The 22547-nt window shown below is 76.6% G+C and carries 3 protein-coding genes; all 3 read left to right on the forward strand.

What is annotated here, in order from left to right:
* The first annotated feature begins 428 nt into the window (after nt 1-428).
* The 3 genes from AC07AL_RS14095 to AC07AL_RS14105 all read left to right on the forward strand — a co-directional run bounded on the left by AC07AL_RS14095 (nt 429) and on the right by AC07AL_RS14105 (nt 22532).
* A complete protein-coding gene (locus tag AC07AL_RS14095; RefSeq protein WP_478317551.1) occupies nt 429-1022 on the forward strand; it encodes a hypothetical protein in 594 nt (197 codons plus the stop codon).
* Between the two features lie 1040 nt (nt 1023-2062).
* Nucleotides 2063-3412, forward strand: a complete 1350-nt coding sequence (locus AC07AL_RS14100) for a serine hydrolase domain-containing protein (RefSeq protein WP_363625340.1) — start codon at nt 2063-2065, stop codon at nt 3410-3412.
* Between the two features lie 190 nt (nt 3413-3602).
* Nucleotides 3603-22532, forward strand: coding sequence for a non-ribosomal peptide synthetase (locus AC07AL_RS14105; RefSeq protein ID WP_478317553.1), 18930 nt, complete (start codon nt 3603-3605; stop codon nt 22530-22532).
* Nucleotides 22533-22547: the final 15 nt, after the last annotated feature.

Below are 22547 nucleotides of genomic sequence, written 5' to 3' on the forward strand. Positions count from 1 at the left end.
TGCAGGGGGGACCCTGTGGGAGAGTAGGACGCCGCCGAACAATCATTCACAGAGAACCCCCATCCGGGAAACCGGATGGGGGTTCTCTGCATTTCTAGGGCTTAATGGCTGAAGGGCGTTACGGCCTCAGAGCTGGAGTTTGAATCCGAGGTGCGACGGGACGAAGCCGAGCCTCTCAGAGAGGCGGCGGTCGTCGGTCATGCCAGGTGTGCGCATGACTATGGACAAGGGGGGTGATCGAGCCATCGCCCTGACCTGAATCTGTCGACAGGACCGTTCGACGGTCGCGTCGCCCCCGGGCTCCCGCACCCCCTGACGTGCACCTCCGCAGCCGCCGTTCGAACCCGGGAGGGGGCGCCGGCCGTGATATCGGCCGAGGCCGGTCGGCGGACGGCGGACGGCGCGAGGACGGATGCGGGAGGACAGCGATGGCCTGGTACCAGGGGCAGAGCCGGATCACGGTGACGGCGGTGGAGGGGCAGTGGCCGCAGCGGGCGGTGGTGACGGTGCGCGGCGGCCGTCCGGTCGAGATTCCCGGGACGGTCGGTGCGAGCCACCTCGTGGACGCCGAGCGCTGGGAGCTCGACCTGGAGCACCGGCGCGAGGGCGAGTGGTGCCCCAACATCCGCGCGGTGCAGGGGCGCTGGCAGGAAGTCCGGGGGGTGCTGACGCAGCTGGTGCACAGTCGCAACCGGGACGAGGGCGGTGACCGCAGCGACCGGAACCTGGTGCTGCGGATCGAGCGGGTCGAATCGGGCGGCGGCGCGCCCGTGGACGTGGCCGCACAGGGCCGCGCGACCGCGCCGCGCACCTCGACGGACCGGCCGGTGGCGGCGTCCGGGGCGTCGGCCCCGCGGACTTCTGCCGCGCCGGTGCGCGGGACGTCGACCACCTCGTCGGCGCCGACCGTGCGGACCAGCGGTTCGGCGGCCGGGTCGGCCCCGTCCGCTCCGTCGCGCGCGGTGACGTCCACCGGTGGCACGGCGACCCGGCCCTCGACCGGCAGCTCCTGGCAGGGCTGACGGGTGTTCTGAGCCCCGAGCCCGCCCGCGTTCCGGCGCGCGGCGGATCCGCTCGGTCGCCCCGCGCCCCGGGGTGGCCGAGCGCGGCGGTCCTTCCGTGGCCCGGGGGCGGCAGACGCGAACCGGGCCACGCGCGCGACGGGGCGCGCGCGCACCACGGCACAAGCGCATCGGGGCACACGCGCATCAGAGCCCTCATTGATTCACTCGCGACGCACCTGATCTGTTCCGTCGCATTCCTGCACAACCGCCCCAGGCGTCAGGGGAATCACTCGGCTATTCCCTGCGGAAACCCGGCCGGGTGGCCGGGGGGATCCGGGTGCCACAGTTTCGGCCAAAGAATTCACACCTGTCATCAGGCGTTCCGGGCGTGGCCGGGAGTCACACCAGCGATTTTGCGGTTCCGATTCCGGGGAGAGTCGCTTTCCGTTCAATCGCCAGGGGTTGCGAGCGGGTGACCCGCCGTGAAGACTGTTCCGCGTTCGTCGTTCCGAGCGTTCGGGCCGTCAAGGTATTGCCCGGTCCTCGCGACGGTCGTGGCAGGTTCCGCACGGTGGTTGCGGGGAGGGATCGCAGGGGGGATAGGCATGCCGGGCGCAACGATCGCACAGGTCAGGGCCGTCGGAGCGGCCGACTGGAGCGTTCGGGATTCCTGTCCGGCCCCGCCTGCGGGGTGAGGTCATTCGGCGGTCGGCCGTTCGCCGCCCACCGTTCCCGCTCACCGTTCCCCCGTTCGCCGTTCCTGGGCGGCGTGGAATTCGGGTCGCATTCGCACCGTCCGGTCGGGGAGCGCCGAAGCGGCCCGGAACGGTTCCCCCGGGGCGCGTGCGGCGCCCTGCCGGGAACCGTCGGGGATTCCCGTTCGCACCCGTCGGCCGTCATCGGCAGGGCTTCCGTCGATTCCCGTTGTTCCCGCGAGTCTTGAGTCGAGGAGCGCAGGTGGCAGGAAATTTCACGGCGTGCTCCACAGTAATCCGGAATTCATCCGCGGACGCTCGCCGCGCCCGCATCTGAGAACCAGTCAACGGGAGCGTCCGCCCATGCCGTACCCCAGTTCCGCGCCGGTCCGCGAGCGCGCGCCGTTCCTCTTACGCCGCGAACTGCAGCACCGGCTCGACACGCTCGCGCGCACCCACCGGGTGCCCGGCGCCCAGGTGGTGCTGGACACCGGCTCGGAGGTCGTGGCCCTGCACACCGGTGTGGCCGACGCCGCCACCGGTGCGCCCTTCACCGGGGACACCGTCGTGCCGGTGGGGTCGCTCACCAAGCCCTACACGGCCGCTCTGGTGATGCTCCTCGCCGACGACGGCGACCTCGACCTCGACGACCGGGTCGCCGATCACCTGCCCGAGCTCCGCCGGATGCCCGCAGTAACGATTCGCCAACTCCTCAGCCACACCGGCGGACTGCCCACCGGGCCGGACTCCGACGCCGCCGCCCGGACCACCGCGGCGCACTACCTGTCGTCCGTGTGCACGGCCGGGGACGCGCTCTTCCCGCCCGGGACGGACTTCTCCTACTCCAACGCCGGCTACGTCGCCGCCGGGCGCCTGGTGGAGGCGGTGACCGGGATGCCCTGGCACGAGGCCGTGGCCGCCCTGCTGCTCGAACCGCTCGGCACCGTGCCCGTGTTCGTCGACGCGAGCGCACCCGCTCGCCCGGTCGCCGCCGGGCACGCGCTCAACGCCGCGACCGGCCGGGCCCGGCCGGTCCGGCAGAACCTGGCCCCGCTGGAGGCCCCGGCCGGCGCCCTGCTGGCGAGCGCCGCGGACCTCGCCGCGCTCGGCGGCGCCCTGGTCGGCCGGGCCAAGGCCCTGCCCCCCGCCGTCGCCGAGGAGATGCGCCGCCCGCAGCCCGGCGCCCGGCCGGGTGCGCTCGCGGACGGCTGGGGCCCGGGGCTCGCCCTCTACCAGCAGGACGGCCGGCTGTGGTGCGGCCACGACGGCAACGCCATGGGGACCTCCTGCCACCTGCGGGCCGACCCCGACAGCGGCGTGGTGGTCGCCTTCGCGGGCAACGCCGCCGCCGCCACCGCGCTCTGGCGCGAGCTCGCGGCCGACCTGGCCGAACTGGCGGGCGTCCGGGTGCCCGCCGCGATCGCGCCGGTGGGCGCGGGCGAGCCCGTCCCCCTGCCCGAGTGCGCGGGCACCTACCGCAACGGTTCGATCCGGTACCTCGTCGAGCCCGCGGGCGACGGATCGTCCACGCTCTCCGTGGACGGGGACCTGCCGATACCCCTGCGCTGTTTCGCCGACCTCTCCTACGACCTGCTCGCCCCCGACACCGGCCGCCCCGAGCCGGGCGGGCGCTTTCACCGCGACCCCGCCACCGGCGTGATCGACCGGGTGCAGGTGTCCGGGCGCACGGCGCGTCGCGCCGACCCCGCCTGAGGCGCCTTTCGCCCGCCTGCCGCCGCCGCTGCCCGTCGCCTGAGGCGTCCGCCGCCGCGCCGACGCCGCTCCACCGGGCTCACCCCCCGCTCGTTCCGTTCCCCCGGCCCCCGTTCCCGGGTCCGTGGGCCTGCCCCCGTCTGCCCCGGCGCCCGCATCGCCTCCTCCCCGTCCGGAAGGACCTTCCGCCATGACCGACCGGCCTGCCCAGCCCGTGCGTTCGTCCGCTCCGCCGCAGGCCGGCGACACCCCTGGCGCCCCGGGGACCGAGGCAGCCCCGCCGCCGGCGCACCGGACGCTCGACGCGCTGTTCGCCGCCCAGGTGGCCCGCGCGCCGCACGCGCCCGCGGTGACCGACGGCCGGCGCAGCTGGACGTACCGGGAACTGGCCGACCGGGTCGAGCACCTGGCCCGCGACCTCGCGCGGCGCGGCGCCGGGACGGACCGGACGGTGGCGCTCGTCCTGCCGCGCTCGATGGAACTGGTCGCGGCGGAGCTGGCCGTCGCCCGGACGGGCGCCGCCTTCCTGCCCGTGGATCCGGCCTACCCCGCCGGGAGACGGGCGCTGATGCTCGCCGACGCCGCCCCCGCCGTCGTCCTGGACGATCCGGCCCGGGTCCGCGCGCTGCTGGAGACGGACCGGGCCGGCGCCGCAGACACGCCCGACGCCGGCCTGGCGGGCCCGACCGGTACCGCGCTGCCGGGCCCGACCGGTACCGACCACGCGGCGTACGTGATCTACACCTCGGGCTCCACCGGGACGCCCAAGGGCGTGATCGTCACCCACCGGGGGATCGGCGGCTTCGCCGAGGCGGCCCGCGCGCACTACTCCGTGCGCCCCGGAGACCGGGTGCTGCAGTTCTCCTCGCCCAGCTTCGACGCCTCCGTCCTCGAACTGTTCATCTCCGTCCTGGCCGGGGCCACGCTGGTGATCCCCCCGCACGGCCCCTGGCTGGGCGAGGAACTCGCCGCCGTGCTCGACGAGCACCGCATCACCCACGCCCTCATCCCGCCGGCCGCCCTGGCCACCGTGCCCGGCGGCGCGGGCCGCCACCTGCGCACGCTGATCGTCGGAGCCGAGGCCTGCCCCGCCGAACTGGTCGACCGCTGGGCGCCCGGCCGGCGCATGATCAACTCCTACGGCCCGACCGAGGCGACCATCGTCGCCACCTGGACCGGCCCGCTGGCCGCCGGCAGCGGCGCACCCCCCATCGGCGGCGCGCTGCCGCACACCCGGGCGTACGTGCTCGACGCGGCCATGCGGCCCCAACCGTCGGGTTCCGACGGCGAGTTGTACGTCGGCGGGGAGGGCGTGGCCCGCGGCTACCTGGGCCGCCCCGGCCTGACCGCCGGGCGCTTCGTCGCCGACCCCTTCGGCCCGCCCGGCGCCCGGCTCTACCGCACCGGAGACCGCGCCCGGTGGACCGCCGACGGGGAGCTGGAGTTCCTCGGCCGGCTCGACCGGCAGGTGAAGATCCGCGGCTTCCGGATCGAGCCGGGGGAGATCGAGGCCGCCCTGCGGGCGCACCCCGCCGTCGACCAGGCCGTCGTCGTGGTCCGGGAGGACGAACCGGGCCGCGAACGCCTGGTCGGCTACGCCACGCCCGCCGACCCGGAGCACGCCCCGGACCCGGCGGAGCTGCGCGCGGCGCTGGCCGCCGCCCTGCCGGCCCACCTGGTGCCGTCCGCCGTGGTCGTCCTGGCCGCGTTGCCGCTCACCCCGCAGCACAAGATCGACCAGCAGGCGCTGCCCGCCCCCGCCCGCTCCGGCGCGGCCGGGCCCGTCGCCCCGCGCACCGAGCGCGAACGCGCCCTGGCCAGCATCTGGGCCGAGGTCCTCGGCGTCGACGCGGTGGGCGCGGCGGACGACTTCTTCGACCTGGGCGGCGACTCGATCCTCGCCGCCCGGACCCTGGCCCGGGTCGCCGAGCGGCTGGGCGTCCGGCTCACGCTCCGGGACGTCTTCACCGCGCGGACCGTCGCCGCCCTGGCCCCGCTGGTGGACGAGCGGCACACCGCCGCGCCGCCGGAGCCGATCCCGCCCGCCCCGCGCGAGGAGCCGTTGCCGCTGTCCAGCGCCCAGCGCCGCCTGTGGTTCCTCGACGACCTCACCGTCGGGGGGACGGAGTACAACACCGGCGTGGCCCTGCGGCTGCGCGGAACGACGGACCCGGCGGCCCTGCGCCGGGCCCTGGGCCGACTCGCCGCCCGGCACGACTCGCTGCGCACCACCTTCGCCACCGTCGACGGGCAGCTCGTGCAGCGCGTCGCGGCGGAGGGCACCCTGCCGCTGCGCACCGCGGACGTCGGCGACCGGCCGGCCGGGGAGCGCGCCGAGGCGGCCGAACGGCTGCTGACCGAGGAGCTGAACCGGCCCTACGACCTGACGGACGGCCCGCTCGCCCGGGCACTGCTGGTCCGCCTCGCCGCCGACGAGCACCTGCTGCTGCTGGCGCAGCACCACATCATCACCGACGGCTGGTCGGTGGGCGTCCTCACCCGCGAACTGGCCGCGCTCTACCGGGCGGAGGCCTCCGGCGAACCGGACGCGCTCGCCGCCCCCGCCCTCCAGTACCCCGACTTCGCGCGCTGGGAGCAGCACCGGCGGACCCAAGCCGGGGCAGCGGACGCGCCGGACCTCGCCTACTGGAAGCGGAACCTGGCGGAGCTGCAACCCCTGCAACTGCCCACCGACCGGCCCCGGCCCGCCCAGCGCACGACGAACGGCGCGGCGCACCGCCACCGCCTCCCGGCCGAACTGGTGGCCCGGCTGCGGCACCTCGCCGCGGGCCGCGGTACGACGCTGTTCACCCTGTTCGCGGGGGCGTCCGCGCTGCTGTTCTCGCGCTACTCCGGCCAGCGGGACGTGGCGTTCGGCACCGTCACCACCGGGCGCGACCGGCGGGAGCTGGAGGAGGTGACCGGCTTCTTCGTCAACACCGTGGTGCTGCGCGGCGACGTGGACGAGCGGGCCACCGTCGACCGGTTCGTGGAGAGCGTGCGCACCACCCTGCTGGACGCCTTCGCCCACGCCGCGGTGCCCTTCGACCGGGTGGTCGAGGAACTGGCCCCGCCCCGGGATCCGAGCCGCACCCCGCTGGTCCAGGTCATGGTCGTCCAGCAGAGCCCCACCACCCCGCCGCCCGCCGGAGGCCTGCGCTTCGAGGACCACCCGCTGCCCCGCCCGGCCGCCCGGTTCGACCTGGTGCTGGAGTTCACCCCGGAGGACACCGGCGGCTGCGCGCTGACGGTGGAGTACAACACGGACCTGTTCGACGCCCGGACGGTGGCCCGGATGGCGCGCCACCTGCACCGCCTGCTGGCGGGCATGGCGGACGGCCCGCAGCGCATCCTCGCCGAACTGCCCATGCTCTCCGAGGAGGAGCAGCGCACGCTGCTCGACTCCTGGAACCCGCCCGCGCACGCCGCCGGCGACCTCCCGGACACCGTGCCGCCCGTGCTGCCCGGGCTGTTCGAGGCGCAGGCGGCCCGTACGCCCGGGCGGACCGCCGTCGGCTGCGGCCCGGTGCGGCGGGACTACGCGGAGGTCAACCGGCGGGCCAACCGCCTCGCCCGGCTGCTGGTCGCCCGGGGCGCGGGCCCCGAGCGGCTGGTCGCGCTGTGCCTGCCGCGCTCCGCCGACCTGCCGTCGGTGCTGTGGGCGGTGCTCAAGTCGGGTGCGGCGTACCTGCCGGTGGACCCGGGCTACCCGGCCGAGCGGATCCGCTTCATGCTGGCGGACGCCGGGCCCGCGCTGGTCCTCGCCACCCGGGAGACGGCGGCCGCGCTGCCCGAGGGGTGGCCCGTCCTGCTGCTGGAGGACGGCACCGGCCTGGCCGCCGACGCCGGCGGCCCGGCGGACACCGGCCTGGCCGCTGCCGGCCCGGCGGACACCGACGACACCGGGGACGCCGACCTCACGGACGCCGACCGCCTCCGGCCGCTGCTGCCGGAGCACCCCGCCTACGTCATCTACACCTCGGGGTCGACCGGCCGGCCCAAGGGCGTCGTGATCACCCACCGCAGCGTCGTCGCCCTCGCCCGCTGGGCGGCCGAGCGGTTCGGGCCCGGCGGGCTGGACCACGTGGTCGCCGCCACCTCGCTCAACTTCGACGTGTCGGTCTTCGAACTTCTCTGCCCGCTGCTGGCGGGCGGGAGCGTCGAGGTGGTCGCCGACCTCGCCGCCCTCGCCGAGGAGCCGGCCCCGCGCCGCGTCGGCCTGGTCAGCGGCGTGCCCTCGGTGATCTCCCGGCTGCTCGCCGGGGGCGCCGCCCCGGTCGACGCGGCCACCGTCGTGCTGGCCGGCGAGGCCCTCTCCGCCCAGGCGGTGGGCGACCTGCGGCGCGCCCTGCCCGGCAGCGCGATCGCCAACATCTACGGCCCCACCGAGGCCACCGTCTACGCCACCGCCTGGTTCGCCGGTGACCGGCTGCCGGAGCAGGCGCCGCCGATCGGCAGGCCGCTCGCACTGACCCGGACGTACGTCCTGGACGCCGGGCTTCGCCCGCAACCGCCGGGCGTGGTCGGCGAGTTGTACCTCGGGGGCGGCGGCCTGGCGCGCGGCTACCTGGGCCGCCCCGGGCTGACCGCCGCCCGGTTCGTCGCCGACCCGTACGGCGCGCCGGGGGAGCGGATGTACCGCACCGGAGACCGGGTGCGGTGGAACGCCGACGGCGACCTGGAGTACCTCGGCCGGATCGACCAGCAGGTCAAGGTGCGCGGCTTCCGGATCGAACTGGGCGAGGTGGAGGAGGCGCTGCGGCGCTGCGAGGGCGTGGCGGAGGCGGCTGCCACCGTCGCCGACGGCGGGGGCAACCGGCGCCTGGTCGGCTACGTGGTCCCCGTCCCGGGCGGGCGGGTGGAGCCCGAGGCCGTGCGCCGGGCGCTCGGCCTGGCCCTGCCCGACTACCTGGTGCCCTCGGTCGTCGTGCCGCTGCCCGCGCTGCCGCTCAACCCCAACGGCAAGCTCGACCGGAGCCGGCTGCCCGCCCCGGGGCCGGCCGTGCCCGCCGTACGCCACGTCGCCCCCCGAACCCCCGCCGAACAGGCGCTCGCCACCATCTGGGCGGAGGTGCTGCGGCTGGAACGGGTCGGCGCGGACGACAACTTCTTCGACCTCGGCGGCGACTCCATCCTCGGCATCCAGGTGGTAGCCCGCTCCCGGCAGGTGGGGCTGGCGGTGACCTCCGGGGACCTCTACCGGCACCAGACGGTCGCCGCGCTGGCCCGGTGCGCGGACGACGCCGAACGGCCGGCCGTGACCGCCCGGGTGGCCGCCACCGGGGCGGGCGTCCTGACCCCGATCCAGCGCTGGTGGCTCGACCGGGCCGCCGGGCGCGCCGGGCACTTCAACCAGGCGCTCTCCCTCCTGCTGGGCGCCGACGTGGACCGGGCGGCGCTGGAGGACGCCCTGAACGACGTGGTCGCCCACCACGACGCGCTGCGCTCGGCCTTCACAGCCGACGCCGGAGAGTCCGACCCCGCAGAGCCCCGTACCGCAGAGTCCGACGCCGGAGAGTCCGACCCCGCAGAGCCCCGCGACGGCGAGATCGGTACCGGCCCCGGCGTGCGCTGGCGGATCGACGACCGGGCGCCCCGGATCCGCCTGGGCCGGCACACCGGCCCGGACGGCGACACCCCGCACTTCGGCCCCTTCGACCTGGGCGGCGAAGGCCCGCTGCTGCGCGCCGTGCTGCACGAGCGCGGTGCGGGGCAGCCGCCGGTCCTGCACCTGGCCGTCCACCACCTGGTCGTCGACGGGGTCTCCTGGCGGGTGCTGGCGGAGGACCTCGACACGGCCTACCGCGCCCGCCGCGACGGCCGGGACGGGGCGGCGGCCCTGCCGGCGAAGTCCTCCCCGCTGCGGCAGTGGGGCCAGCGGCTCGGCGCCCACGCCGCGGCCGGAGGCTTCGAGGACGAGACGGAGTACTGGGCGCGGGCCGTCCCCGCGCAGGACGGTGACGCCCCGGCGGACCCGTTCCCGGCCGACCTCTCGGGGGCCGACACCCACGCCTCGGCCCGCTCCGTCACCGTGCGCCTCGACCCCGCCGACACCACCGCCCTCCTGCGCACCCTGCCCGACACCTATCGCACCCAGGCCAACGACGTGCTGCTGAGCGCCCTCGGCCGGGCCCTGTGCGGGGCGAGCGGCCTGGAGCGGGTCGTGGTGGACGTCGAGGGGCACGGGCGCGAGGAGTTGTTCGCCGATCTCGACCTGAGCCGCACGGTCGGCTGGTTCACCACCCGGCACCCCGTGGCGCTGGCCGTGCCCGCCGGGGCCGACTGGGACGGCGTCCTCAAGCGGGTCAAGGAGCAGCTGCGCGCCGTCCCCCGACGGGGCCTCGGATTCGACGCCCTGCGCCACCTGGGGCGCCCCGGCACGGCCCCCGACGCCCCGGCCGCGCGGATCAGCTTCAACTACCTCGGCCGGATGTCCTTCCCGCAGGACGCGGCCGGGCTCTACCGCGGCACCTTCCGGCCCCTGGAACTGGACGCCGACCCGCGCGTCGAGCGCCCGCACGCCCTGGAGGTGGTCGGCCGGCTCGACGGCGACGCGCTGGAGTTCAGCTGGTTCTACTCCGGCGCCGTGCACCGGCGCGACACCGTCGAGGCCCTGGCCCGGCGCTTCGCCGCCGAGCTGGCCGACCTCGCGCGGTACGCGGCCCGCCCGGGCGCCGCCGGGCGCACCCCGTCCGACTTCCCGCTGGCCCGGCTCGACCAGGCGGCCGTGGACCTGATCACCGGCGACGCCCCGGGCGCGGTGGAGGACGTCCTCCCGCTGACGCCGACCCAGTCCGGGATGCTCTTCCACGGCCTGGCCGAGGAGGACAGCGGCGCCTACTTCCAGCAGCTGGACTTCGTCCTGGACGGCGTGCCCGACCCGGGGCGGCTCGCCGCCGCCTGGCAGTGGGTCACCGACCGAACCCCGGTGCTGCGCGCCCACGTCCGCTGGCAGGAGGTGCCCGAGCCGCTGCTGGTGGTGCGGCGGCGGGCGGCCGTGCCGGTCACCCACCTGGACTGGCGCGAGCTGCCCGAGTCCGAGCGCCGGGGCCGGCTGGCCGAGCTCCTGGACCGCGACCGGGCCCGCGGCCTGGACCTGGCCCGGGCCCCGCTCCAGCGCCTGCTGCTCATCCGCCTCTCCGACACCCGGGTGCGCGTGCTGTGGTCCTTCCACCACCTCGTCCTGGACGGCTGGAGCCTCTTCCAGGTGCTGTCGGACGTGTTCGCCGTGCACGCCGCGCTGGCCCGCTCCGGGCCGGAGACGGGAGAAGTCCCGTCCGGTACCGTGCCGTCCGGCACCGACCCCTTCGGCACCGAGCCCTTCGGCACCGTCCCGTACGGCACGGTGCCGGAGCGCCGGCCCTACCGCGACTTCGTGGCCTGGCTGCGCGAGCGCGACCCGGCGGAGGCCGAGCGGCACTGGCGCGGGCGCCTGGCCGGGCTGGCCGAGCCGACGCCGCTGCCGTACGACCGCGAGCCGCGCCAGAGCCACCGCGCGGAATCCACCCGGGCCGTGCCGTTCACCCTCCCCGCCGCCGCGACCCGGGCGCTGGAAGGCCTCGCGCGCAGCTCCGGCCTGACCCTGAACACCCTGGTCCAGGGCGCCTGGGCGATCCTGCTGGGCCGTCAGGCGAACCGGGACGAGGTGGTGTTCGGCACCACCTCGTCCGGGCGGCCGCCCGAGCTGCCCGGCGTCGAGTCGATGACCGGCCTGTTCATCACCACCCTGCCCACCCGGACGGTCGTGCCCGCTGACGGCACCCTGCTCGACTGGCTCCGCACGCTGCAACGGGAGCAGGGCGAGGACCGGCGCCACGGCTTCGTCCCGCTCACCCGCCTGCGGGCCGCCACCGTCCTCCCCGAGCAGACCGCCCTGTTCGACAGCATCGTCGTCTTCGAGAACTACCCGGTCGAGGACGACGCGGCCGCCGCGCACGGCCTGCGCCTGCGCGACCTGGACGGGATCGAGACCACCAACTACCCGCTCGCCCTGCTGGCCTACCCGGGGCCGGAGCTGGCCCTGCGGCTGTGCTACGACCCTCGGCTGTTCGACGAGGCCACCGTCCGGCGGATGGCCGGGCAGCTCACGGCCGTCCTGACGGGACTGCCCCGGGGCGCCGGGAGCCCGCCCGCGCGCGTGCCGCTGCTGACCGCCGGGGAGCGCCGGCGGATCCTCGTGGACTGGAACGCCACCGCCGTCGAACGGACCGAGCGCGACATCGCGGACCTGTTCGCCGAGCAGGTGCGCCGCAGCCCGGACGCCGTCGCCCTGGAGGCGGGCCACGAGCGCCTCAGCTACCGCGACCTCGACGCCCGCGCCGCCGCCCTGGCCGGCCGGCTGGCCGCGCTCGGCGTCGGCGTCGAACACCCGGTCGGCGTGCTCATGGACCGCTCCGTCGACCTGGTCGTCGCCCAGCTGGCGCTGGTCCGGACCGGCGGGGTCTACGTGCCGCTGGACGGCAGGGCGCCGCGCGAGCGGCTGCACCTGATGCTGGCCGAGGCCGGCGCGGACCTGCTGCTCACCGACGCGCACCGGGTGAGCGCCGCCGAGGAACTGCTCCCCGCCGAGCGGGTGCTGCGCGTCGACCGGCCGGACGGGCCGCACATCGCCGACCGGCCGCACGTCGCCGACCGGCCGGGCCCGGCCGCCCCGGCCGCGGCCCCGGTGCCCCACCCCGACAACGTCCAGTACCTGATGTTCACCTCGGGCTCCACCGGCACCCCCAAGGGCGTCGCGGTGCGCCGGCGCGACGTCGCCGCGCTCGCCCTGGACCGCGCCTTCACCGGCCACGACCGGGTGCTCGTGCACTCCCCGCACGCCTTCGACGCCGCCACCTACGAGCTGTGGGTGCCGCTGCTGCGCGGCGGCACCGCCGTACTGGCCCCGCCGGAGGACCTGGACGCCGCCGCCGTCCGCCGCGCCGTCACCGAGCAGGGCGTGCAATGCCTGTGGCTGACCGCCGGCCTGTTCCGGCTCCTCGCCCAGGAGGACCCGGGCTGCCTGCGCGGCGCCCGGGAGGTGTGGACCGGCGGCGAGGCGGTGCCCGGCGCGGTCGTGCGCCGCGTCCTGGAGGCCTGCCCCGACCTCACCGTGGTCGACGGCTACGGCCCGACCGAGACCACCACCTTCGCCACCCGCCGGGCCTTCCGCCCCGGGGACCGGCTGCCCGCCGTGCTGCCGATCGGACGCCCGCTGGACGACACCCGGGTGTACGTGCTGGACGGCGCCCTCCAGCCGCAACCGCCCGGCATCACCGGCGAGTTGTACATCGCCGGCGCCGGAGTCGCGCGCGGCTACGCGGGCCGGCCCGGCGAGACCGCCGCCCGCTACCTCGCCGACCCCTTCGGGCCGCCCGGCGGCCGGATGTACCGCACCGGCGACACCGCCCGGTGGAGCGAGGACGGCGAACTGCACTTCGTGGGCCGCGCGGACGACCAGATCAAGATCCGCGGCTTCCGCATCGAACCCGCCGAGATCGAGGCACGGCTCACCGCCCACCCGGCCGTCGCGGAGGCTGTCGTCTCGCTCCACGAGGACGCGGGGCGCAAGCGGCTGGCCGCCCACCTGGTGCCGACCGGCGGCGCCGAGCCGCCCTCCGCCACGGCGCTGCGCGCCCACCTGGCCGCCGACCTGCCCGACTACATGCTGCCCGCGGCCTTCGTCACGGTCTCCGAACTGCCGCTGACCGCCAACGGCAAGGTGGACCGCCGGCGGCTGCCCGCCCCCGACTGGTCGGCGACGGGCGACCGCGCCCACCGCGCCCCGACCACCGACACCGAACGCGTCCTCACCGCGATCTGGGCGGAACTGCTCGGCGTGGAGCGGGTCGGGGTCGACGACGACTTCTTCCTGCTCGGCGGCGACTCGATCCTGAGCATCCAGGTCGTCTCCCGCGCCCGCGCCGCCGGTCTCGCGCTGTCCCCCCGCGACCTGTTCCGGCACCCCACCGTCGCCGCGCTGGCCGCCGCCGCCGGTACCGCCGTCACCGTCGCCGGGACCGAACCGGTCAGCGGAGAGGTGGGCCTGACACCCATCCAGCACTGGTTCCTCGACCCGCACCCGCCGTACGCCGCGTCCTTCGACCAGTCCGTCGTGGTGGAGGCTCCCGGCGAGGTCGACCCGCAGGCCCTGCGCCGCGCCCTGACCGCCCTGTGGGCCCACCACGACGCCCTGCGCTCCCGCTTCACCACCGGGGAGGACGGCGCCTGGCAGCAGCACTGCGCCCCCGCGGACGCCGCCGCCCCCGAACTGCTGGAGGTCGTCGACCTCGGCGCCCTGGACCGGGCGGCGGCCGAGGCCGCCGAGGCCCGGGCCACCGAGGCCGCGCACGCCGCGTTCCGGCTGGACACCCTCCCGCTGCTCACCGCCCGCCTGTTCACCACCGACGGCACCCGGCCCGCCCGGCTGCTGCTGGCCGTCCACCACCTGGTCGTCGACGGGGTCTCCTGGCGGATCCTGCTGGAGGACCTGGAGACCGCCTACCGGCAGGCCGTGGAGGGCCGGCCGCTGCGCCTGCCCGCCCGCACCACCTCCGTCCGGGAGTGGACCCGCCGCCTGCGCGAGCACACCGCGGCCGGCGGCTTCGCGTCCCGGCGCGCCCACTGGGCGGCGGCCGCCCGGCACTGCGCGGCCGTGCTGCCGGTGGACGGCGACGGCGGCAACACCGCCGCCGACCTGCGCGCCGTCACCGTCCGGCTGGACCGCGAGCGCACCGGGGACCTGCTGCGCAAGGTCCCCGGGGTCTACCGCACCCGGATCGACGACGTCCTGCTCACCGCCCTGGGCCGGGTGCTCGCCGAGTGGACCGGACGGCGCACCGTCGCGATCGGCCTGGAGGGGCACGGCCGCGAGGACCAGCTGTTCGAGGACATCGACCTGTCCCGCACGGTCGGCTGGTTCACCTCGCTCTTCCCCGTCGCCCTCGACGTCCCGGACGGGGACTGGGGCACCGCGCTGAAGGCCGTCAAGGAGCAGCTGCGGGCGGTGCCGGAGCGCGGCCTCGGCTACGGCGCGCTGCGCCACCTCGCCCGGGACGAGCAGCTCGCCGACGCCCCGGCCCCCGGGATCAGCTTCAACTACCTGGGCCGCTTCGACTGGTCCGCCGACGGCGCCGCCCTGGTCCGCGCCGTCCCCGGCGGCCTCGGCGGCGCGGAGGCGCCCGGCACCGAGCGCCCGCACCTGCTGGACGTCGTCGCCCGGGTCGAGGACGACCGGCTGGAGATCGGCTGGTACTACAGTGCGGGCCGGCACCACGAACGGACCGTCACCGCGCTCGCGGACGCCATGCTGCGCGCCCTGGAGGACCTCGTCGCCCACTGCGCCGAGCCCGGCGCCGGCGGCCGCACCCCCGCCGACTTCCCGCTGGCCAGGCTGGACCAGGCGGCGGTGGACCGGATCGCCGGGGACGGCCGCCGCGTCGCGGACGTGTACCCGCTGACGGCGATGCAGGCGGGCATGCTCTTCCACAGCCTGCTGGACCCGGACGCCCACACCTACGTCAACCAGGTCCAGCTGGTCCTCTCCGGGGTCACCGACCCGCACGCCCTGGCCGCCGCCTGGCAGCAGACCGTGGACGCCAACGCGGTGCTGCGCACCCGGCTCGCCTGGCAGGACACCGCCGAACCGCTCCAGGTCGTCCAGCACCGGGCCGCCGTCCCGGTGACCCACCACGACTGGACCGGCCGGCCGGCCGACCGGATCGAGCGGGACACCGCCCGGCTGCTCGCCGAGGACCGGGCGGCCGGCCTCGACCTGGCCGCCGCACCGCTGATGCGGCTGACCCTGGTCCGGCTGTCGCCGACCCGGGTGCGGGTGGTGTGGACCTTCCACCACGTCCTGCTCGACGGGTGGAGCGCGGCCCAGGTCTTCGACGAGGTGTGCGAGCGGTACGCCGCCCTGGCCGCCGGGCGCCGGCCGAACCCGGTCGCGCGCGCCCCCTTCGCCGACTACCTGCGCTGGCTGTCCGGGCAGGACCCGGCGCGGGTCGAGCGGTACTGGCGCGACACGCTGGCCGGGTTCCCCGCCCCCACCGAACTGCCCCGCGACCGGCGCCCGGCCGAGGCGCACCGCGCGTCGTCCTCGGCATCGGTGCGGGTGACCCTCGACAACGACCTGTCGGAGCGGCTGCGGACCACCGCCCGGCAGGCCGGGCTGACCGTCAACACCGTGCTCCAGGGCGCCTGGGCGCTGCTGCTCTCCCGCTACGGCGGTGGGGACGACGTGGTCTTCGGCACGATCGTCTCCGGCCGGCCCGCCGAACTCCCGGGCGTCACCTCGATGGTCGGGCTGTTCATCAACGCGCTGCCCACCCGGGTGCGGATCGACGCCGGCCGCTCGCTGCTGGAGTGGCTGCGGGAGCTCCAGGACGCCCAGTCGGAGGCCCGCCGCTACGACGCCGTCTCCCTGGCGCAGCTCCAGAACTGGAGCGAACTGCCGGGCGGCACGGCCCTGTTCGACAGCATCGTGGTCTTCGAGAACTACCCGTTCGACGCGCAGGCGCTGACCCGGCACGGCCTGGGCGTCGAGACCGAGCACGTCCTGGAGCCGACCAACTACCCGCTCGGCGTGGTGGTCGCCCCCGGCGACGCCATCGCGGTCAGCCTCGACCACGACCCGGCCGTCTTCGACACCGCCACCGTCGAGGCGCTCGGGGCGGGCCTGTGCACCCTGCTGACGGCGATGGCGGACGGCCTCGACCGGCCGGCGGCGCACCTGCCGCTGCTCGACCCGCCGCGGGGGCGCGAACTCGTCGACCGCTTCGGCGGGGCGGCGGTCGAGGCACCGCAGGACACCGTGCCCGAGGCCTTCGCCCGGCAGGCCGCCCGCACGCCCGAGGCCCCGGCCGTCCGCTGCGGCAACGTGCAGCTGACCTACCGGGAGCTCGACGAACGGGCCAACCGGCTGGCCCGGCTGCTGATCGCGGCCGGCGCCGGGCCCGAGCGGTTCGTCGCGCTCGCGCTGCCCCGCACCGCCGACCTGGCCGTGGCGCTGCTGGCGGTGCTCAAGAGCGGCGCCGCCTACCTGCCGGTCGACCCCGGGTACCCGGCCGAGCGGATCGCGTTCCTCTTCGCGGACGTCCGGCCCGACGCCGTGGTCACCGACGCGGAGACCGGAGGGCGGCTGCCGGCGGGCCCGTTCACCCGGATCGTGCTCGACGACCCCGGGTGCGCCGAACGGCTCGCCGCCGCCCGCCCCGACGCCGTGCGCGACGACGAACGGCTCGGCGCCCTGCTGCCGCAGCACCCCGCGTACGTCATCCACACCTCCGGCTCGACCGGCCGCCCCAAGGGCGTCGTGGTCGCCCACGCCTCGGTCCTGGCCCTGACCGACTGGGCCGCCGCCGAGTTCGCCGGCCACGGGCTGGCCCACGTGGTGGCCGCCACCTCGCTCAACTTCGACGTGTCGGTGTTCGAGATCTTCTCGCCGCTGCTCGCCGGCGGCTGCGTGGAACTCGTCCGGGACCTGCTGGCCCTGGCCGAGCGTCCCGGGCCGTGGCGGGCCGGACTGCTCAGCGCGGTGCCCTCCGCCCTGGGCGGCCTCCTCGCGGAGGACGCCGTGCACCTCGGCGCGGACACCGTCGTCCTGGCCGGCGAGGCCCTGCCCGCCCGCACCGTGCGCCGGCTGCGCGAGGCCGTCCCCGGCTGCCGGGTGCTGAACATCTACGGCCCCACCGAGGCCACCGTCTACGCCACCGCCTTCGCCTGCGACCCCGCCGACCCCGACCGCGACCCGCCGATCGGCCGCCCGGTCGGCGGCGCCCGGGCCTACGTCCTGGACGACCGGCTGCGCCCGGTGCCCGTCGGCGCGCCGGGGGAGCTGTACCTGGCCGGCACCGGCGTCGCCCGCGGCTACCTGCGCCGCCCGGGCCTGACCGCCGCCCGGTTCCTGCCCGACCCCTTCGGCCCGCCCGGGCGCCGGATGTACCGCACCGGGGACCTGGTGCGCTGGACGGCCGACGGCGACCTCTGCTACCTCGGCCGCGCGGACGACCAGGTCAAGGTGCGCGGCTTCCGGATCGAACTCGGCGAGGTCGAGGCCGCGATGGCCCGCCACCCGCAGGTGTCGGCCGCCGCCGCCCGGGTCGTCGACCACGACGGCCACCGGCGCCTGGTGGGCTACGCGGTGGCCCGTGACGGCGCACTGCCCGACCCCGTCGAGTGGCGTGCCTTCCTCGGGCGCACCCTCCCCGACCACCTGGTGCCCGCACTGGTGGTGCCGCTGGACCGGCTGCCGCTCGGCGCCACCGGCAAACTCGACCGCCGCGCGCTGCCCGCCCCGGTGTGGGCCGCCCCGGCCGCAGTCGGCGCCCGGCCTCCGCGCACCGAGGCCGAACGCACCCTCGCCGCGATCTGGCGCGAGGTGCTCGGCGTACCCGACGTGGGCGCGGACGACAACTACTTCGCGCTCGGCGGCGACTCGATCCTGGGCATCCAGATCGTCTCGGCGGCCCGCCGGGCCGGCCTCGCACTCACCCCCCGGCACCTGTTCGCCCACCAGACCCTGGCCGAACTCGCCCTCGCCGCCGAGGAGTCGCCGAGCCCGGCGGTCGCCGCCGAACAGGGCGCCGTGGTCGGCGACGCCCCGCTCACCCCCGTCCAGCACTGGCTGCTGGACACCCTCGGCGGGGACACCGCCCAGTTCACCCAGTCGGTCTCCTTCACCCTCGCCCCCGGCACCGAGGAGCCCCTACTGCGGGCCGCGCTCGCCGCCGTCCTGGACCACCACGACGCGCTGCGCCTGCGGTTCGAGCCGCTCGGCGACGGGCGGTGGCGCCAGCACGGCACCGCGCCCGGCGACCTGCCGGAGCTGCGCACCCACGAGCTGCCCGCCGCACCGGCGCAGGAGCGCGAGGCGACGCTGCGCGAGCTGGCCGAGCGCCTGGCCGCGGGCTTCGACCTGGCCGAAGGGCCGCTGCTGCGGGCCGCGCTGTGCCGCTTCGACGGCGAACGGCACCCCGTCCTGCTGCTGGCCGCGCACCACCTGGTGGTCGACGCGGTGTCCTGGCGCGTGCTCCTGGAGGACCTGGACACCGCCCACCGTGCGCTGCGGGCGGGCGAACGCCCCGACCTCGGCCCCAAGAGCACCTCCTTCCGGGCCTGGGCCGAACGGCTCGCCGAGCACACCGCGGCCGGCGGCTTCGACGACGAGCACGCCCACTGGTACGGGCTGGAGCACGGCGCCGCGACCGCCCTGCCGACCGACCTGGACGGTGCCAACACGGCCGCCACCGAGGAGTCGCTGGACCTCGCCCTGGACGCCGAGGACACCCGCCGGCTGCTCCAGGACGTCCCGGAGGTCTACCGCACCCGGGTCAACGACGTCCTGCTCTGCGCCCTGGGCCGGGTGCTGGCCCGCTGGACCGGCCGGGACCGGGTGACGGTCGCCCTGGAGGGCCACGGCCGCGAGGAGCTGTTCGACGGAGTCGACCTCTCCCGGACCGTCGGCTGGTTCACCACGCTGTACCCCGTGGCCCTGGACATGCCCCGGGGCGCCGACACCGGCACCGCCCTGAAGACCGTCAAGGAGAACCTGCGCGCCGTACCGCGCGGCGGGCTCGGCTACGGCGCCCTGCGCCACCTGCGGCCCGCCGCCACTGTCGAGCCCCGGCTGCCCGACCTGCCGCAGATCGGCTTCAACTACCTGGGCCGGCAGGACTGGACCCCCGCCCCCGGCGGCCTGCTGCACGCCCCGTCCGGCCCGCTCACCGGCGGCATGGACCGGGCGGCGGACCGGCCGCACCTGCTGGACGTGCTCGGCCGGGTGAGCGACGGGAAGCTGGCGTTCACCTGGTCGTACTCCCGCGCGGTGCACCACCGCGCGACCGTCGCCCGGCTCGCCGCCGAACTGCTGGACGAGCTGCGGGAGATCGTCCGCCACTGCGCCGAACCCGGCGCGGGCGGCCGCACCCCCGCCGACTACCCGCTGGCCCCCCTGGACCAGGCCGCCGTCGACCGACTGGCCGGCACCGGACGGGACGTGACGGAGATCCAGCCGCTCACCCCCACCCAGACCGGCATGGTGCTGCACGGCCTGGACGAGGCCGAACACGGCCTGTACGTCGAGCAGATCACCTTCGTGCTGGACGGCGCCCGCGACCTGCGGCCGCTGGCCGCCGCCTGGCAGCACGTCGTCGACCGCACCCCCGTGCTGCGCACCGCCGTCGTCCTGCGCGACGTGCCCGTACCCCTCCAGGTGGTCCACCGGGACGTGACGCTGCCGGTCACCGAACACGACTGGAGCGCGCTGCCGGAAGCCGAGCGCGAAGCCCGCCTGGAGCGGCTGCTCGCCGACCAGCGGGCCCGCCCGCTGGCCCTGGACCGGGCCCCGCTGCTGCGGCTCGACCTGATCCGGCTCGGGCCGGACGCGGCACGCGTGGTGTGGACCTTCCACCACGTGCTGCTCGACGGGTGGAGCGTCTTCCACGTCCTGTCCGACGTCCTGGCCGCCCACGCCGCGCTCGCCCGCGGCGACCGGCCGGGCCTGCCCGAGCGCCGGCCCTTCGCGGACTACGTCGGCTGGCTCGCCGCCCGCGACACCGCCGCCGCCACGGAGCACTGGCGCGGCGTCCTGGCGGACCTCACCACCACGGCGCTGCCCTACGACCGCAAGCCCGCCCAGGGCGACACGGCCCGCTCCGGGGCCTGGCTCTCGCACCTCCTGGCCGAGGCCGAGACGGAGCGGCTCCAGGAGTTCGCCCGCCGGCACCGCCTCACCCTCAACACCCTGGTGCAGGGCGCCTGGGCGCTGCTGCTGTCGCGGTGGAGCGGGGAGCAGCGGGTGTGCTTCGGCACCACCGTCTCCGGGCGCCCGGCCGACCTGGCCGGCTCCGACGCCATCGTCGGCCTGTTCATCACCACCCTGCCCGCCCGCGTCACCGTCGACGGCTCACAGCCCTGTGCCGCCTGGCTGCGCGCGCTCCAGGAGGAGCAGGCCGAGGACCGCCGGTTCGACCACCTGCCGCTGGCCGCGATGCACGGCCTGAGCGGGCTGGCGCCCGGGACGGCGCTGTTCGACAGCCTGGTGGTCTTCGAGAACTACCCGGTCGGCGACGCGACGGCCGGCGCCCACGGCCTGCTGATCCGCGAACTGGACGCCAGGGAGGCCACCAACTACCCGCTCACCGTGGTCGTCTCGCCCGGCGACCGGCTCGCCGTCGAACTCGGCCACGACCCCCGGTACATCGACCGGGCCACCGCCGAGAAACTGGCCGCCCAACTGCTGCACACCCTCGCCGCGCTGGCCGGTTCGGACGGCACCGCCCGCCTGGACGACCTCGACCTGCTGCCGCCCGGGGAACGCGAGCGGCTGCTGCGCGGCCCGGCCCGCCCGGCGGGCGGCCCGGTGCCCCCGGCGGCCCTGCCCGCCCTGGTCGAGGCCGCCGTGGACCGCCGGCCGCACGCCCCGGCGCTGAGCGCCCCCGGGCTGGAGCTGACCTTCGCCGAGGCCGAGGCGCACGCCAACCGCCTCGCGCACCGGCTCATCGCGCGCGGCGCCGGCCCCGGCGAGGTGGTCGCCCTCCTGCTGCCGCGCTCGGCGGACATGGTGCTCGCCCAGCTGGCGGTGGCGAAGACCGGCGCCGCGTTCCTGCCGGTCGACCCCCACTACCCCGACGAGCGCGTCGAGTTCATGCTGCGCGACGCGGCGCCCGCACTCACCCTGGACGCCAAGGAGGTCGCGGCGCTGCTGGCCGCCCCGCCGGACGGCGCCCCCGACCACCGCCCCGCCGACCCCGACCGGATCCGCCCGCTCGACCTGGACGACCCCGCCTACGTCATCTACACCTCCGGCTCCACCGGCACCCCGAAGGGCGTCGTCCTCACCCACCGCGGGCTGGCCGCCTTCGCCGCCGCCGAGGCCGAGCACTACCAAGTCGTGCCGGGTGACCGGGTGCTGGCCTTCGCCACCCCCAGCTTCGACGCCTCCGTGCTCGAACTGTGCATGTCCCTGCCGCACGGCGCCCGGCTGGTGGTGCCCGCGCCCGGACCGCTGCTCGGCGCCCGACTGGCCGAGGTGCTCCGGGCGGAGGCGATCACCCACACCCTGCTGCCGCCGGCCGCCCTCGCCACCCTGCCCGCCGACACCCCCGGCACGCTGCCCGCGCTCAGGACCCTGGTGGTCGGCGCCGAAGCGTGCGGCGCCGACCTGGTGGCCCGCTGGGCCCCGCACCACCGCATGGTCAACTCCTACGGTCCCACCGAGGCCACCGTGGTCGCCGCCTGGTCCGCGCCGCTGGCCCCGGACGGCGCCGCGCCGCCGATCGGCCGCCCGCTGCCCGGCACCGGTGCCTACGTCCTCGACGCCCGGCTCCGGCCGGTGCCCGACGGCGTCACCGGCGAACTGTGGCTGAGCGGACCGGCCCTGGCCCGCGGCTACCTCGGCCGGCCGGGCCTGACCGCCGCCCGCTTCACCGCCGACCCGTACGGGCCGCCCGGCACCCGGATGTACCGCACCGGGGACCTGGTGCGCCGCGACCACCGGGGCGAACTGCACTACCTGGGCCGCATCGACCACCAGCTCAAGCTGCGCGGCCACCGCATCGAGGCGGGCGAGGTCGAGGCCGTCCTGGCGCGCCACCCGGCCGTGCTGGACGCCGTGGTGACGGTGCGGGAGGACGAGCCCGGGCTGCCCCGCCTGGTCGCGCACCTGCTCGCGGCCCCCGGCGCCGAACCGCCGACCGGCGCCGAACTGCGCGCCCTGGCCGCCCGCTCCCTGCCCGGCCACCTCGTCCCCTCGGCCTTCGCGGTCCTCGACCGCTTCCCGCTCACCGCGAGCGGCAAGACCGACCGCGCCGCCCTGCCCGCCCCCGCACCGGAGGAGGAGGAGCAGCGGCCCGGCCGGCTGGCGCCCCGCACGCCCACCGAGGAGGCCGTGGCCGAGATCTGGGCCGAGACCCTGCGGACGGCCGTGGGCGTGACGGACGACTTCTTCCAGCTGGGCGGCGACTCCATGCGGGCCCTGCTGATCGCCTCCCGCGCCAACGATGCCTTCGGCGTCACGCTCACCCCCCGCGACGTCCTGGTCTCCCGCACCGTGGCCGCCCTGGCGGAACTGGTGGAGGACCAGGTGCTGAGCGAACTCGAAGACGCCGCGTCCGGCGGCCCCGACGATGACGAACGATGACGAACGGTGAGGATC

The sequence above is a fragment of the Kitasatospora sp. NPDC043949 genome, assembly GCF_056435365.1.